General features: G+C 39.8%; 15 protein-coding genes. 12 read left to right on the top strand and 3 right to left on the bottom strand.

Going from position 1 to position 15046, the window contains the following annotated elements:
* Nucleotides 1-7: 7 nt before the first annotated feature.
* The 9 genes from EHC72_RS21195 to EHC72_RS21155 all read left to right on the top strand — a co-directional run bounded on the left by EHC72_RS21195 (nucleotide 8) and on the right by EHC72_RS21155 (nucleotide 6189).
* On the top strand, nucleotides 8-1138 hold the full coding sequence (locus EHC72_RS21195) for an efflux RND transporter periplasmic adaptor subunit (RefSeq protein ID WP_131539727.1): 1131 nt from the start codon (nucleotides 8-10) through the stop codon (nucleotides 1136-1138).
* The gene (locus EHC72_RS21190; protein WP_131539726.1) at nucleotides 1131-1823 is read left to right on the top strand and encodes a VIT1/CCC1 transporter family protein; all 693 of its coding nucleotides are present in this window, start codon (nucleotides 1131-1133) and stop codon (nucleotides 1821-1823) included. Before EHC72_RS21195 ends, EHC72_RS21190 begins: the two co-directional genes overlap by 8 nt.
* A 282-nt stretch (nucleotides 1824-2105) precedes the next feature.
* On the top strand, nucleotides 2106-2531 hold the full coding sequence (locus EHC72_RS21185; protein ID WP_131539725.1) for a QcrA and Rieske domain-containing protein: 426 nt from the start codon (nucleotides 2106-2108) through the stop codon (nucleotides 2529-2531).
* 4 nt (nucleotides 2532-2535) lie between these two features.
* A complete protein-coding gene (locus EHC72_RS21180) occupies nucleotides 2536-2964 on the top strand; it encodes a thioredoxin family protein (protein WP_131539724.1) in 429 nt (142 codons plus the stop codon).
* An 8-nt stretch (nucleotides 2965-2972) separates the two neighbouring features.
* Nucleotides 2973-3905, top strand: a complete 933-nt coding sequence (locus EHC72_RS21175; protein ID WP_131539723.1) for an FAD:protein FMN transferase — start codon at nucleotides 2973-2975, stop codon at nucleotides 3903-3905.
* A 2-nt stretch (nucleotides 3906-3907) separates the two neighbouring features.
* Complete coding sequence (locus EHC72_RS21170; protein ID WP_131539722.1) at nucleotides 3908-4138, top strand: DUF4266 domain-containing protein; 231 nt, start codon at nucleotides 3908-3910, stop codon at nucleotides 4136-4138.
* 13 nt (nucleotides 4139-4151) lie between these two features.
* On the top strand, nucleotides 4152-5363 hold the full coding sequence (locus tag EHC72_RS21165) for a DUF3570 domain-containing protein (RefSeq protein ID WP_131539721.1): 1212 nt from the start codon (nucleotides 4152-4154) through the stop codon (nucleotides 5361-5363).
* A gap of 74 nt (nucleotides 5364-5437) precedes the next feature.
* Nucleotides 5438-5854: a hypothetical protein gene (locus EHC72_RS21160; RefSeq protein ID WP_131539720.1), complete on the top strand. Its 417-nt coding sequence runs from the start codon at nucleotides 5438-5440 to the stop codon at nucleotides 5852-5854.
* Nucleotides 5855-5871: 17 nt separating this feature from the next.
* Nucleotides 5872-6189, top strand: a complete 318-nt coding sequence (locus tag EHC72_RS21155; RefSeq protein WP_131539719.1) for a hypothetical protein — start codon at nucleotides 5872-5874, stop codon at nucleotides 6187-6189.
* A 324-nt stretch (nucleotides 6190-6513) separates the two neighbouring features.
* Here the strand turns inward: EHC72_RS21155 and EHC72_RS21150 are convergent, their stop codons facing one another.
* The 3 genes from EHC72_RS21150 to EHC72_RS21140 form a co-directional block, all read right to left on the bottom strand.
* Nucleotides 6514-8937, bottom strand: coding sequence for an outer membrane beta-barrel family protein (locus EHC72_RS21150; RefSeq protein ID WP_131539718.1), 2424 nt, complete (start codon nucleotides 8935-8937; stop codon nucleotides 6514-6516).
* Nucleotides 8938-9221: 284 nt separating this feature from the next.
* Nucleotides 9222-11696: a TonB-dependent receptor domain-containing protein gene (locus EHC72_RS21145; protein WP_131539717.1), complete on the bottom strand. Its 2475-nt coding sequence runs from the start codon at nucleotides 11694-11696 to the stop codon at nucleotides 9222-9224.
* Between the two features lie 156 nt (nucleotides 11697-11852).
* Nucleotides 11853-12266, bottom strand: a complete 414-nt coding sequence (locus tag EHC72_RS21140; RefSeq protein WP_131539716.1) for an EamA family transporter — start codon at nucleotides 12264-12266, stop codon at nucleotides 11853-11855.
* A gap of 192 nt (nucleotides 12267-12458) precedes the next feature.
* Here EHC72_RS21140 and EHC72_RS21135 point away from each other — a divergent pair, with 192 nt between their 5' ends.
* The 3 genes from EHC72_RS21135 to EHC72_RS21125 are packed head-to-tail and all read left to right on the top strand — an operon-like array spanning nucleotide 12459 to nucleotide 15040.
* Complete coding sequence (locus tag EHC72_RS21135; RefSeq protein WP_131539715.1) at nucleotides 12459-13058, top strand: HD domain-containing protein; 600 nt, start codon at nucleotides 12459-12461, stop codon at nucleotides 13056-13058.
* Nucleotides 13059-13103: 45 nt separating this feature from the next.
* Entirely contained in the window at nucleotides 13104-13781 is a 678-nt protein-coding gene (locus tag EHC72_RS21130; RefSeq protein ID WP_131539714.1) for a response regulator transcription factor, read from the top strand.
* A complete protein-coding gene (locus EHC72_RS21125) occupies nucleotides 13778-15040 on the top strand; it encodes a sensor histidine kinase (RefSeq protein ID WP_131539713.1) in 1263 nt (420 codons plus the stop codon). Before EHC72_RS21130 ends, EHC72_RS21125 begins: the two co-directional genes overlap by 4 nt.
* Nucleotides 15041-15046 lie beyond the last annotated feature (6 nt).

Here is a 15046-nt window from a genome sequence, read left to right as displayed (position 1 = left end):
TATAAGGATGAAAAATATAATTCCAATCTTCGTCATATTGCTTTTTACAGCCTGCAGCCAAAAGAAAGCAGCACCTGAAAAGGCAGCAGATCACACCGATCAAACTGATGTAGTCGCACTGACTTCACCCCAGTTAAAAAATGCGGGAATCAAAACCGGTCAGATAGAAAACCAAGATATTGCGGAAGTGATCAGGGTAAACGGGAGCATAGATGTGCCGCCCCAGAATATGGTTTCTATAAGTATGCCACTTGGTGGCTATCTGCGTTCTACCAAGCTTTTGCCGGGTATGCGCGTGGTCAAGGGGGAGGCCATCGCAGAAATGGAAGATCAGCAGTATATCCAGATGCAGCAGGATTACCTGACGATAAAGGCTAAACTCGAATTTGCCCAGCGGGAGTACCTTCGTCAGAAAGAACTGAACCAGAGCCAGGCCAGCAGCAACAAGGTGTTTCAACAGGCAGAGGCAGACTATAAAACCCTGCGCATCAGTTTGGGTGCACTGGATGAAAAACTGGGCCTGATCAATATCAATGCCCCCAGGCTTACCGAGCGGAATATTTCCAGAAGAATAAATTTATATTCTCCCATTACCGGCTTTGTATCGAAGGTGAACGTGAATATCGGTAAATATGTAAACCCTTCTGATGTGCTTTTTGAGCTGGTGAACCCGGCCGATATACACCTTAACCTTAAGGTTTTTGAAAAGGATCTGCCAAAGCTGGTCATTGGCCAAAAACTCAAAGCCTACAGCAACAATAATCCCGGGAAAAAGTATGATTGCGAGATTATTTTGATCAGCAAAGATCTATCGGCAGACCACCTGGCGGAGGTTCACTGCCATTTTGAAAACTATGATAAGGCGCTGATCCCTGGTATGTATATGAATGCAGATATCCGGGCCACCAATAATAACTCATCCACGCTCCCCGATGAGGCGCTGGTTGATTTCGAAGGCAATCAATACATCTTTGTGGCAATCGCCCCTGATAAGTTCAAAATGACTCCAGTCGAAAGCGGTAAAAGCGAGTCAGCAAGGACCGAAATCAAAGATGCGGAGACCTTAAAAGGAAAACCGATTGTGATCAGGGGCGCTTACACACTGCTCATGAAACTTAAAAATAAAGCTGATGAATAATCCACATGATGAAAAGCATTTAAAAAGCTCAGCATTCATTTCCGATATTGTTATCGGGATGAGTGATGGGCTCACCGTTCCATTTGCACTTGCCGCCGGCCTGAGCGCCGCGGTAAGCAGCAATTCCATTATCATTACCGCCGGCATTGCCGAGATCATTGCAGGTTGCATCGCCATGGGGCTGGGTGGTTACCTGGCCGGTAAAACAGAGCAAGAGCATTATGAAAGTGAGCTAAAAAGGGAATACCTTGAGGTAGAAAATGTGCCCGAAAAGGAAAAAGAAGAGGTAAAGGAAATCTTTGCCGAATATGGGCTGGACGAAAAGGCACAGGACCTCATCGTAGATCAGTTGAGTAGGAATAAAGACCACTGGGTAGATTTTATGATGAAGTTTGAACTTGGCCTGGAGAGACCGGATATCAACAGGGCACGCAACAGTGCCCTTACCATCGGGTTTTCTTACTGTGTGGGCGGTATGCTGCCCTTGTCAGCTTATTTTTTTACTTCAATGCCGCAGGATGGGCTGATCCTCTCCGCTATACTGACCACCATCTGTCTTTTTGTATTTGGCTATTTTAAAAGCCGTGTAACCGGCCAACCGCCAATAAAGGGTGCTTTTAAAGTGACAGCGATAGGTCTGATTGCTGCCGCGGCAGCATTCCTGATCGCAAGACTAATTACTTAAGTCGTCTCATTTGGTAAAAATATGATTAACAAATATTTAACAAATTTTAATTCAAAACTTCAGGATGTCTTCAGACTTTGTCTATAGTTTTGTTACAAGTTATTGTTTTTTTAAAACTCATTCATCAATCAGTAGCTGAAGCACGCGGAAACCTAAAGCCTTTTTATAGATAGAATTTTTACACAGATTTTATTCACTACATCCCGTCGATACCAAAAGGTTATCCATCGGGACATTGCCCGAATATTTCATTGCATTACGCATTTTAACTATAAAAAGAATATGGACAGGAAAGATTTTCTTAACAGCATCGGGATGAGTGCAGCGGCCTTCGCAATTATAAACTGTATCGGTTGCAAAAAAACCGATGGCAACAGCACTACGGATACAACCGGGCCAACTGGCGTAAACTTTACGCTCGATTTAAGCCTCGCTGCCAATGCAGCTCTACTAAGCAATGGTGGATCTTTGGTATCAAATGGTGTTATTGTCGCTAAAACAAAAACAGGGGCTTATATTGCTGTACAGCGATCGTGCACACATGAAAGCTATACCTTGACTTACCAATCGGCAAACAGCCGCTTTTACTGCCCCAACCATGGCGCAACCTTTTCTGAAAACGGCGCAGTAACCAATGGACCAGCATCACGCGCCTTAACCGTTTATAATACCCAGCTTACCGGGACTACTTTAAAAGTTTATTCTTAAGATTATGAAACTACTTTTTGTTGCCCTATTGGGGCTATTGACCATTCCGGCATCATGGATGGTAAACTTTACAGAAGCGCAGAAACAGGCTAAGACCACACATAAACAGATCCTCATCAATTTTTCCGGATCCGATTGGTGCGGTCCCTGCATCCGCCTGCGCAAAGAGATTTTAGAATCCGAAAGTTTTGAACAATATGCTGCTGCCAATCTTTTACTCGTAAGGGCAGATTTTCCAAGGCAGAAGAAAAACCAGCTTCCTAAGGAACAAATTAAACTTAACGAATCACTGGCCGAGTTGTACAATAAGGACGGTAAGTTTCCATACACGGTTCTGGTTGATGAAAATGGAAAGGTGCTCAAAAGCTGGGACGGATTTCCTGATGAAAGTCCGCAGGCTTTTGTTTCCGAAATCGATAAACTAAAAAAATAAAGCTCAGAATGGCTAAAGCTGTTTCTGTAAACCGGATACTAAAACTCATGGGAAACCGGTTTGAGTTTACTGTGATCGCTGAGCACGAGCAGGAGGGCAATGTGGCCATAGATGCCGCAATAGATGAAGTGCGAAGGATAGAATACCTGCTCACCACTTTCAGCGATCTCAGCCAAACCAGTCTGATAAACGAACATGCCGGTTTAAGTCCGGTAAAAGTAGACGAGGAAGTGATCAGTCTTATTGAGCGGTCTGTCAGGATATCAGAAATTACAGATGGGGCTTTTGATATTACTTACGGATCGATAGATAAAAGGCTCTGGAACTTTGATCCGGGTATGACCAGTCTTCCTGATGAAGCAACCGCGCTGGAGTCTGTTGGACTCATCGATTACAGAAATATGGTGCTGAATAAGGAGGAATCGACTGTGTTTTTAAAAAATAAAGGCATGCGTATCGGTTTTGGCGGAATAGGGAAAGGCTATGCAGCCGATAAGGCAAAATTGGTGCTACAAAAACTGAGCATCAAAAGCGGGATTGTGAATGCGGCAGGAGATCTGATTACCTGGGGGACTCAAAGTACCGGTCATCCATGGACCGTGGGTATTGCGGACCCCGAACAGACCGATAGACCGTTTTCTGCACTAAAGATCAGTGACATTGCCATTGCCACTTCGGGCAGTTACGAAAAATTTGTGACGATCAATGGCAAACGCTATTCCCATACCATAGATCCCAAAACCGGACTGCCGGTAAGCGGTGTAAAAAGTGTGAGCATCATCTGCCCAAGTGCCGAGCTTGCTGATGCCCTGGCTACGCCGGTTGTGGTAATGGGCGTAAAAATAGGGCTGGAGCTGATTAACCAGATTAAACAAGTGGCCTGTATCGTTATCGATGATAATGATCGGATGTATACCTCAAACAATATTAATGTGATATAAATATGAAAATTTCCAGAACAGTTGTCCTTTCCTTGCTTGCCGTAACTCTACTAAGCAGTATGCTAACTGCCTGCAGCAGCGTAAAACCTTATCAAAAAAACAAGATTAATGATGCCGACATGATCCTTTCAGCCCGAAAGGCCCAGAAATTTGAACAGAGTTTTCAGCTTTACCGCGAGGGCGCCTCAGGTGCAAATGGTGGCAAGAGTGGTGGCGGTTGTGGCTGTAACTAATTAGGATCAGAAAATGAAAAAAATATATCTTCATGTGCTTTTTATGTACTTCGGTATATTGAGCACTTATGCGCAAACCAGGCCTGAACCTGCAAAAGCAGACAGCAGTAAGTACCAGTCGAGAAAACTTAAAATCGATGAGATTAACCTGGTTTCGGCATATTACCACCAAAATGGAAATAATTCTGCCGTTACAGGGGGGATAGGCACAGAGAAACTGAGCGATTTTGCCAACACCATCGACCTGCAGATGTCCAAATTCAATAAGAGGGGCAGAAAAAATACTTTTCTTTTTGAGCTTGGAGTAGATCATTATACTTCGGCATCTTCAGATAAAATCGATATGAATACCATTTCTTCAGCATCTTCAGCAGATACCCGTATTTATCCTTCCTTAAAATGGACACACTCCAATGAAGAAACCGGGAATTCCTTTGGTTTCACAGGATCCTATTCAACAGAGTTCGATTACCAGTCAATGGGAGCAGCTTTCGATCTGACCCGATTATCAAAAGATAAAAATACCCAGTTCGACTTTAAGCTCCAGGCATTTTTGGATCAGTGGACGGTCATCTTGCCAGTAGAACTGCGAACGGGTAATACCGGGAGGGGCGGGGAACAATATGATACTGCGCCAAGAAATTCATTCAGTGCATCCTTTTCGCTCTCGCAGGTAATTTCGCAGAAATTTCAGGCTTCATTGATCCTGGAACCATCCTATCAGAAAGGCTTGCTCGCCACCAGATACCAGCGTGATTATTTTACCGATGGTTCGCTGCGTTCAGAAACTCTGCCCGATAAGCGTTACAAACTTCCTATCGGATTACGCATGAACTACTTTTTGGATGACCGTTTTGTGATCCGGACTTTTTACCGTTATTATATGGATAACTGGGGAATAAGGGCGCATACTGCAGAGCTTGAAATACCGATAAAGATCAATTCATTCTTTTCTATAAGCCCTTTTTATCGTTATAACAATCAGGTGGGAACCAAATACTTTGCACCTTATGGCCAGCATTCGCCATCCGAACAATATTTTACCAGCGATTATGACCTATCGACACTTACCAGTGATTTTTATGGCGCAGGTATTCGCTTTGCGCCCCCTAAGGGTGTTTTTGGCTGGCAAAGACTGAATATGCTCGAGTTGAGGTATGGCCACTACTCGCGTTCAACAAGCCTGGTTTCCGATATCGTTTCATTGAACCTCAAGTTTAAATAAGGCTCGTTAAAACAATAACGCACACATATAATTCTGATGATGATAAACCTAAAAAGATTTGTCCTGGGACGCTATTGCTCTTTGCTACGGCACATATTCTGCAGGGCAGGCAGCAGGAAAAGACTCCTGATGAACTTGTTTTTACCGAAATCAAAGGTTTTCCAGAGGGTTCCGCCGCAACAATTAAAAGCCCTGTTTCGAAAGATTGCGCAAAATCAGGTGCTATATTGCAAACAAAAGTACCTGTGGCACAGAAAGCGGAGCTCAGAACCATCTGGGGAATTTTTTTGGCCAGTTTTGTCGGTGGCACGGCGGCCCTATTGATGCCGTGCGTCTTTCCAATACTTCCCTTAGCCGTTAGTTTTTTTACAAAAGGTGCAGAAAAGGAAAGGGCTTTTTGGAAGGCATCGCTTTACGGGTTTTTCATAATCTTGATTTATGTGGTATTAGGACTGCTGGTTACCATTATATTTGGTGCTGATGCGCTGTAGTTGTACTTGCATTTACCGTGATTCTCATCTCGGGCATGTGGGGTGTACCCTTAAAAAGTGTATCTGCGTTTCTCCCTACCCAAGGTACACAGTATTTCGACCTTTATACCGCGGGGCTACTAGCAGTTAAATCTGCGCCGGTAAGCTTAGGAAATGGACCGCCCAAAGATGGCATTAAATTCCATGCCCCACTCAGACTTGATGCCTATTTTGGATATAAGGAAGGTATTAGGCAGGCAAAGCAAATTAATAAACCGGTATTTATTATCCGTTCTTCTTTTCGCCGTTTTGCAATACCCTGTAGGGCGCTGCAGCGTTCGCTCCTGAAATTCTGATGGATTCTACAGCTTCAAGGCTGTAGAGAGACCTTCAAATTAATAAAGCCGGATCAGTGCGATAAGGTTTATATTGCCTGTAGTCCCGATGGGTTACCGTTTTTTAGCTTTCCACAACAAACTGGAGCTCAAACAGCTTGATATCAGTCCAAAAGATGAACTTCAGGAAGATCATCCCCGTTTTGCCGCGCACGTCGATGACTATGAGCAGTTTGCACCGGCGCATAAGTATTTTGACTTTCTTTATTTCAGGTGATCATTTTAACTGACCGCACCATCTGAGTTTTTGGTATTCATAATTATTAGCAGATAAAAAGCAGACCTTTAAAATTTATAACTGTAACCTAATCTAAAAATCTGTGTTTCATAATAATCTGTGCTCGTTAAACGAAATCCATTTCCATTGATATCCCTTTTAATTTTTAGTGTATTAAAAATATCGTTACCATTTAAAAATAGCTCACCTTTTCCATTTTGGATCTGTTTTTTTATGCCTAAATCAGCAGAAAATCTCGAGCCAATTTTTCCTTGTGGAATTAAATCGGGAGCGAGGTAGGTAGCCGAAAGTTGGATGTCTGTGTTCTTATCCAGTTTTAATTGCGCATTCCACTTCAGGTTTCCAGATAATATAGATTCTTTTCGAATGCTATAAGTTGTTGGTACTGGATATTGGTTTTGGACCGTAAAAGCATTGATGGTATTTTGGTAAATGGTACTGCTAATGCTCATAGATATCCATGGTGTTAATTCCTGCTGAATTAATAATTCGCCTCCGGTATTGTAGCTTCTTCCGGCATTTTGGAAAATGTTATAAACAATGGTATTACCGGGGACAATTGTCGCTATTCTGGTAATTGTTCCATTTACAATTTTATGAAATCCGGAGAGATAGAAATAACCTTTTTCCCAATTGTTTTTATAGCCCAGTTCCATCATGTGGGTAAACTGAGGTCTTAAAGTAGGGTTGCCAACCTTTAAAAGCTCAGGCTCATCATACTTTGGAAATATTCTGATGTCTACCTCATTTGGCCTATCAACCCTTTGACTGTAAAATGCAGATAACCTATTGCGCTCGTTAATTTTGTAAGCAAGTCTTAAGTTCGGAAATGGTCTAAAATACTCATAACCGTCACTTTTATACGTATTATGGTTCGGATTTACCTTGTAATCTACCTTAACGTATTCAACGCGTAAACCCGCCTCAAGCTCAATGTTTTTATCTTCGTAAACGTAGTTTCCATATACGGCAGGAATTTGTTCACTATAATCTGCCCAACCGCCAGCGTTTACATCAATGGGCGAATTTATGCCAGGGAAAAACTGCATATCCGTTGGGATAAAGCGGTTTCTATATTTTAAGCCAGCCTCAATGCGGCCTTGTTTTAACGGGCGTATATAATCGATGTTTAAATCGGCAACATGCTCATCAGACAAAAGCTTAAATGAATCCTCTCCAGTAAAGGTTGGCATAATGTTTTTGAAAAAATACTTTTCATCTTCCCTATGCCAGGTATAATTGAAACCAGCACTTAAAGTATGTCCGGGTTGGACAAATTTATGTTGATAGTTTGCAGAGCCCGTTGCGGTATATTTTACTTCATCTTCAACAAATTGCCATAATCGATTTCTCACAGAATAATCGCTATTGAAATATGGAATATCGCCTAAATCGCCGATTTTTTCACGGTTGAAAAAGCCAGATATGATAAAGCTATTGTGGTCATTTGGGTTATAATCAAAACCCGATTTTACTGTGGTAAAAGTGGTGGTTCTGTTGCGTTTTACCTGTTGGTTTAATATTGTTCCATCGGTGTAAATGCGTTGCGAAAACTCGTTTTTGTTTAAGGTTTGCGTGTATAAATAATCGGCCTGAACAAAAGTGTTAAGCTTATCTTTTCTATAATTAAGCGATAATGATGGATTAATTTTCGGTGTTGACTGATATTGAGGGCTAATTCCCGGCAGGTTTTCTTTTCTCAACCAAATTGCACCAAGACCAGTTGTTAAACCAACCTTACCATTAAAACCCTCTTGTTTATTTTTTTTATAAATGATGTTTAAAATTCCGGCATTACCGTTTGCATCGTATTTTGAGGACGGATTGTTGATGATTTCAATTCTTTCAATGGCTGATGCAGGAATATTATCCAATCCTGTTTGACTACCGAAACCAGTAATAGCATTTTGTTTTCCATCGATTAATACCGCAATTTTATCGTTACCACGGAGTTGCACTTTTCCATCCTGAATGCTAATGCCCGGGAGATTTTGCATCGCTTGCAAAACAGAACCGCCTAACTGGCTCGTGTTTTTGCTTAAATCGAAGGTTTTTTTATCCAGTTTTGACGAAAGCCCATCATTGCTTGTGCCTTGTACCGTTACGGTTTGCAGATTTTGAGCATCTTCGGTAAGTTCGATAATACCCAAATCAATAAAGGGGCTTAAACTGCCAACGGTGATTTCCTTTTGAAAAGGCATATAACCCACAATGCTCACCTGAAGGTGATAGTTGCCAGGATTAACATCCTTCATTACAAAACGTCCCTGGTCATCGGAAATGGTTCCGCCAGAAAATTTATCATCTCCAACTTTTTTAAGAATGATATTGGCATAAGGTAAAGTGAGTTTGTTTTTGGCCTCTTTAACCTGGCCTGATATGCTGGTTTTTTTTTCCTGTGCGCAAACATCGTCGGCCAGCAAGAATATAGAAAGGCAGAAAAGCCTTAAAATGTGCTTGTAATTTTTCATCAGAATTTAGTTTTAAAATCCATGAAAATACAGATGAAGTTATCTGATATTTTCATGGATTAAGTTTTCCGATTGCAATCTAAAACCAAAATCTGTAGAAATTCTGAACCTATGGTTTTGCTGTTAAATAGTGAAATCATATAGAAAATTGATTAAATGAAAAGGGCAACCATTTGTATGCCCCTTAAGGTATTCATCTGAATGTGCGTCACCCAGAATTTATTTGAAGGCAAAGAATAGATTCTGAGGTAATTTCATTAACAATTGTTTTAGCTAAATTCTATTTATTTTCCATTTCCACCAACATCTGGGAGCTGTGGTGCATTATCTTCTTTAGATTCTTTTTTGAATTGAAGCTTTCCAAATTTATATGATAAACTTAATCCAAATGACTGAACAGGTACAAGTCTAATATTGGTTTGGTCGAAATTCGGGCCAAAACTGGTTTGAATTTGAGTTATGTAACGGTTAAAAGGGTTTGCCGCAGTTAAGCCTATGCTTGCATTTTTATTCAAGAATTGTTTTCTGATGGCCAAGCTATAGTTGAATACCGAGGGTCTGGTACTCCTAAAGTTTCTTTGCGAAGAATTATAGTTACCAAATACTTCTGCTATTAAATTTCCACCAAATTGATAACTGGCGTTTAAGTTCACTCTGTAGGCAAATGCACTTACGCTAGTAAGTCCCGGAGCAACATTGTTCCTGTTTCCTGCCTGAATGTTTGTGCGTAAATTAAGTTTTTCGGTTACCGGAACTGATGCAAAAAGGCTGGCTCCAATACTAGTTTGCGAACCAAGATTCATTCGCTGGCTTAAAGCAACGGCCGAATAGTCTACACCATTTATGGTTAATACATCGTAGTAAGTAGTAAGTTGTTGCATATCGTTGGTATTGCGACGGTAATACCCTGCAAAATAAATATTAGCACCTTTTTCGAAAGTTTTGCTATAACCCAACTCAACATTATTGCCGATCTCAGGTCTTAAAAGTGGGTTCCCTGTACTAATATTGTGCGGATCGCTGATGTTATAAAACGGGTTTAAATCTCCGTAATCTGGTCGTTCAATGCGGTATGTGTATGATAGCTTTATCGATTGGCTGTCATCAAGTTTATGTTGCAAGGTAAATGATGGTGCAAAAGTGTTATAGCCAGGAATTGCAGCACCAGAGAAATCAGCTACCTTTCCGGTTCTCTCATATCTCAAGCCAGCTTTTCCTGTAATGAAATCTTTAAAAAGTGAAAAAGATGCAGAAAGATAAGCGGCATATACATTTCGCTTATAATTAAAGCCGTAAGTTTGGTTAGCATTATTAATGTAAGAACTATTTGCCAATAAAGTATCGGTTACAACACTATTGTTAAGATTATCGATAAGCACTTTTGCACCACTTTCTATGGTTAACTTTTTGTTTACAGGCAAGGTATAATTCACCGAAATCTCGGTTTCCTTCTCTTTACCCGGGTTGGTGCTGTTTAATCCGGTATTTTGCAGATTGTGGTTTCCATAACTCGAAATTTGCGAAGCATTTACCAGGTTATTTCCAAAACTTGCATTATATAGAAAGTCTAATTCATGGCCTTCTTTTTTGAAACTCTTTTTATAGCTTAAACTTACATCAGTAGAGTTGGCACTGAAATTACTGGCCGAATTTCGAAGACTTCTTGTATCTGATATGGTATTTCCTGATGCCGCTATAAGATATTGCTGAATCTGACTGGTTGTTCCACTTGAATTATTGTTAAAATGATTGTATCCCAAAGTAGCGGTAAGTTCATCTTTTGGCGTAATGCTCCAGTTAAGATTTAATCCAGTTTGATAACTTGCTCTTTTCTGCGGACTGCTTCCATTCTGAAAGAAATTATTTATAGTGTCTCTGGCTACATTATATGAAACCCTGTTAGAAGAACTTTCAGTAACCGTATTAAATTGTTGATTGCCACTGAAAAATACACCGACACCGAAATTACCTTTTTTAACATTTAGGTTTACCGAACCGTTTTGAAGTCTGGTACCTATCGAATAATTGGCACTTCCGTTAATACCCTGAAATTTATTGTCTTTTAGTACAATGTTAATGATACCTCCTGTTCCGTTAGCATCGTATTTTGCGCCTGGGCTGGTAATTACTTCAACGCTTTTAATCTGACTTGCCGGGATAGATTGCAAGGCATCGGCCAGGCTTGCTCCAAAAATACTCGATGGCTTTCCGTTGATTAGAAAACGAACACTTCCGCTGCCCTGAAGTTCAACATTTCCGTCTATGTCAACACTCACCATAGGAACTTTTTTCAATACATCAAGCGCTACGCCATTTTGTGCGGTAAGGTCGTTGGCGGTATTGTAAATGGTTTTATCTATCTTATTTTCGATAATCGGGGTTTTTGCTGTAATGGTGACACTTTGTAAGTTAGCATCTTTTGATGCCAATAAAATGGTTCCAAGCCCAATAACAGGATTTTGAGCTGAAACGGTTACCGGATCGAATACTTTTTGGGTGTAACCTATAAAATCGATGGTTACCCTGTAAGTTCCGGAAGTAAGGCCGCTAACTGAAAAATTCCCATTTGGGTCGGAACTAATGCCATTAATTGGGGTTTTAGAGCCTGATTGATATACTGTGATGGTTGCAAAATCTACTGGTGTTCTTGTGGTTGCATCTATAACAATTCCTGTTATTTTTGATTTACCGGGGCTACTTTGGGCAAATGAATTGGTGAAAAAACTGAAAATGAGAATGATTGATAAAACGTGTCGCATGTAACTTGGTTAAATAATTGTTAATGCAAATATCTCCTGAGATTCTGTTGCAAAACTGAAGAACACGGTTCTATCACGGTTATTCTAGATTGTAATGGAATAATTACAGTTTATCTTCATAGAGCCAAATTATTGGTAATGATTATTACTTCAATATTATAAAAGTATAACAATGCTTCCACCCACAATCATCAATCCGCCGATGAGCGTTTTAGGTTCAATTGGTTCTTTTAGTATTAAAAAAGCCAATCCCATTGCTATTGCAACACTTAATTTATCAATTGGAGCTACTTTTGAAACAGCACCTGTTTCCAGTGCCTTGAAATAAAAAATCCATGATAAGCCTGTTGCGACGCCAGAAAGCCCAAGGAAAATAAGGTTGTTTTTGCTCAATGTTTTGAGTTCTGAAATTTCACCAGTCGCAAGAACAATTCCCCAGGCAATGAACAAAATCACAAAGGTGCGAATCGCCGTAGCCAGATTTCCATTTACACCTTTTATACCAATTTTGGCAAGAATTGCTGTAGCTGCAGCAAAAAAAGCTGATAGAATTGCATAGTATCTCCACATAATACGTTAATTAAATTTATACAAAAATATTTTACAATTCTGTAGATAATCTGTTTGACAGAAATAAATAAAGAATACTTTTATTAAAGCAATACAATTACAAAGAGCAGACATTTTCCAGTTTCTTAAGGCATAGTCTACAGATTTACTCCAGATTTCAGTTTTACTATTGTATTAGATTTAGGATGCAATATGAACATAACTGAGGAAATCTTACTGACAAGGGTTGAGCGTTTTGTAGAAGACCGTTTAAAAAGCCGGCTTTCTAATAAAATGTATTTTCATAATTTTGAGCATACTTTACTGGTGGTTGAAGGTGTACAACTTATTGGAAGGGCGGTTGGTCTTAATGATGATGAATGCTTTTTGCTCATTCTGGCAGCATTTCTGCATGATGTTGGCTATACAGAGAAATACGTAGGCCACGAAGAAGAAAGCGCTAACATTGCAGCCGAATTTTTAACTGAAAATGGACTGGAGCCTGAAAAGATAGAAGTCGTTAAAGGATGTATAAAAGCTACTAAATTTCCGCAACAGCCTGAAAATAAATTGCAAATGGTGATCTGTGATGCTGATTTTTATCATTTTGCACTCCGCGATTATCAAGATTACGCGGATAGACTTAAGGCAGAGTGGGAAACAAATCTAAACCTTTTTTATACCAACCTTGAATGGGATACACTAAATTTCAACATGCTTTCTGCGCATGAATATTTTACACCTTATGGAAAAGAGGTTCTTCAGGAAAAAAAGAAATTTAATTTAGAAAGTCTTAAAAACCGCATAAGTTAGCTTCAAAATATTGTCTGTATTTAGATAAAGAAAGTAAATTACACTATGAAAATATTGGTTATTGAAGATGAACAAGCACTTTATGAAAGCATTTTAGCCTATTTTACTGGTGAAGGAAATGTTTGCGAGCATGCTGCTGATTTTGAAACTGCAACTGAAAAAATTGAATTATATACTTACGATTGTATTCTTTTGGACCTAGGGTTGCCTGGAGGAGAAGGCCTTGAACTGCTCTCCAGATTAAAGAAAATGAATAAGAAAGATGGTGTGCTTATTATCTCTGCGAGGCACTCGCTCGATGACAGACTTTCTGGTTTGGACTTAGGAGCAGATGATTATTTAGTAAAACCATTTCATCTCTCAGAATTAAAAGCCAGAGTGAGCGCTATCATAAGGCGCAAAAATTTTGATGGTGATAACATTATCCAGTTTAATGAAATTAAAGTAGATGTTTCTGCGATGAAGATTACGGTAAACGACACGCCGGTGACGCTTACCAAAAAGGAGTTCGATTTGCTGGTATATTTCTTATCAAATAAAAACAAGGTGGTCACTAAAAATGCAATGGCCGAGCACCTTTGGGGCGATGAAATGGATCTTTCTGATGATTTCGACTTCATTTATACACACGTTAAAAATTTGAAGAAGAAACTTGCCGAGGCAGGAGCAAAAGATTACGTTAAATCTGTTTATGGCATTGGCTACAAATTTACCTCGATATGAAGTTATCTACCCGATACAACAGGGTGAATATGCTCACCTCGCTAATCATTTTAATTATAACAGGTGTAATCTATTACTTTTTTATACACCTTATCTTAACCAATAAACTCGATAAGGATTTAGCAGTTGAGGAAAATGAGATCCGACAATACACACATACATATCAAAAATTGCCATTACCGGCTAGCTATCTCGACCAGCAGATTTCTTATGCCGAGTCGCCAGGTAACGCAAACGATATCCGCGAATTTAGCTACACCACCTATTTAAATACAAAGGAAAATGAGGAAGAGCCCGGAAGAAGTTTGGTGACTACAGTGAATTTAAAAGGTAAAAATATATTGGTTACCATTACAAAATCGAGAGTAGAATCAGAAGATTTGGTGAGGGTGATTCTGTTGATAACCTTAGGGGTGACCATGATTTTACTTGGGACACTTTTTTTAATCAACCGATTTGTATTGAGCAGGCTTTGGCAACCATTTTACAACACACTCAAAAGAATGAAGACATTTGAGGTAACAAAAATGGAGGCAATAAAAGAGGAGCCTACCAAAATAGACGAATTTATTGAGCTTAATCAATCGGTAAATGATATGGCCGAACGGGTGAAACAAGATTATCGGGAACTTAAAAGCTTTACTGATAATGCCTCGCATGAAATGATGACACCACTGGCGGTAATTAATTCTAAGCTTGACTCTTTACTTCAAACTGAAACCTTCACCGAACAGCAAGGCGCATTACTGGAAGATATTTATCAGGCAACGGGCAGGCTTTCGCGCCTGCACCAATCCCTACTGTTATTAGCTAAAATCGAGAACAACTTAATTCCGGATACCCAGGAGATTGATCTAAAAGGTCTGGTAGAATCAAAAGTAAGACAGTTTCAGGAGCTTTTTGAAAGAGATGGATTAACTGTTGAAGTTAAACTAACGGAAAAAACATTAACAATGAGCCGTTATCTGGCAGACATATTGTTAAACAACCTGTTTAGCAATGCAGTAAGGCACAATGTACAAAGTGGCAAATTTATAATCGAACTTTCCAAATCCGCATTAGTGGTCTCTAATACCGGGAAAGATTTTGATGCGAAAGATAGGCTCTTCGACCGGTTTTCTAAATCTAGTGAATCGGAAGGGATGGGACTTGGTCTGGCCATTGCCAAACAAGTTTGTAACCTATATGGATATGAGATTTCGTACAAACAGATAAACAAATTGCATATTTTTTCAGTTTTTTTCGATACTGAATATTAACTACAG

Origin of the sequence: Pedobacter nototheniae, assembly GCF_004335085.1 — a bacterium.
In the GTDB taxonomy this organism is placed as follows: Bacteria; Bacteroidota; Bacteroidia; order Sphingobacteriales; family Sphingobacteriaceae; genus Pedobacter; species Pedobacter nototheniae.
Note: the sequence above shows the minus strand (reverse complement) of the source record. Positions and strands in the feature narration are given on the sequence as shown.

Coding starts and splice junctions, on each gene's coding strand:
- EHC72_RS21130 (WP_131539714.1), top strand. CDS start 13,104: ATGAAAATATTGGTTATTGAAGATGAACAAGCACTTTATGAAAGCATT.
- EHC72_RS21145 (WP_131539717.1), bottom strand. CDS start 11,696: ATGCGACACGTTTTATCAATCATTCTCATTTTCAGTTTTTTCACCAAT.
- EHC72_RS21170 (WP_131539722.1), top strand. CDS start 3,908: ATGAAAATTTCCAGAACAGTTGTCCTTTCCTTGCTTGCCGTAACTCTA.
- EHC72_RS21125 (WP_131539713.1), top strand. CDS start 13,778: ATGAAGTTATCTACCCGATACAACAGGGTGAATATGCTCACCTCGCTA.
- EHC72_RS21180 (WP_131539724.1), top strand. CDS start 2,536: ATGAAACTACTTTTTGTTGCCCTATTGGGGCTATTGACCATTCCGGCA.
- EHC72_RS21165 (WP_131539721.1), top strand. CDS start 4,152: ATGAAAAAAATATATCTTCATGTGCTTTTTATGTACTTCGGTATATTG.
- EHC72_RS21150 (WP_131539718.1), bottom strand. CDS start 8,937: ATGAAAAATTACAAGCACATTTTAAGGCTTTTCTGCCTTTCTATATTC.
- EHC72_RS21140 (WP_131539716.1), bottom strand. CDS start 12,266: ATGTGGAGATACTATGCAATTCTATCAGCTTTTTTTGCTGCAGCTACA.
- EHC72_RS21185 (WP_131539725.1), top strand. CDS start 2,106: ATGGACAGGAAAGATTTTCTTAACAGCATCGGGATGAGTGCAGCGGCC.
- EHC72_RS21190 (WP_131539726.1), top strand. CDS start 1,131: ATGAATAATCCACATGATGAAAAGCATTTAAAAAGCTCAGCATTCATT.
- EHC72_RS21175 (WP_131539723.1), top strand. CDS start 2,973: ATGGCTAAAGCTGTTTCTGTAAACCGGATACTAAAACTCATGGGAAAC.
- EHC72_RS21135 (WP_131539715.1), top strand. CDS start 12,459: ATGAACATAACTGAGGAAATCTTACTGACAAGGGTTGAGCGTTTTGTA.
- EHC72_RS21195 (WP_131539727.1), top strand. CDS start 8: ATGAAAAATATAATTCCAATCTTCGTCATATTGCTTTTTACAGCCTGC.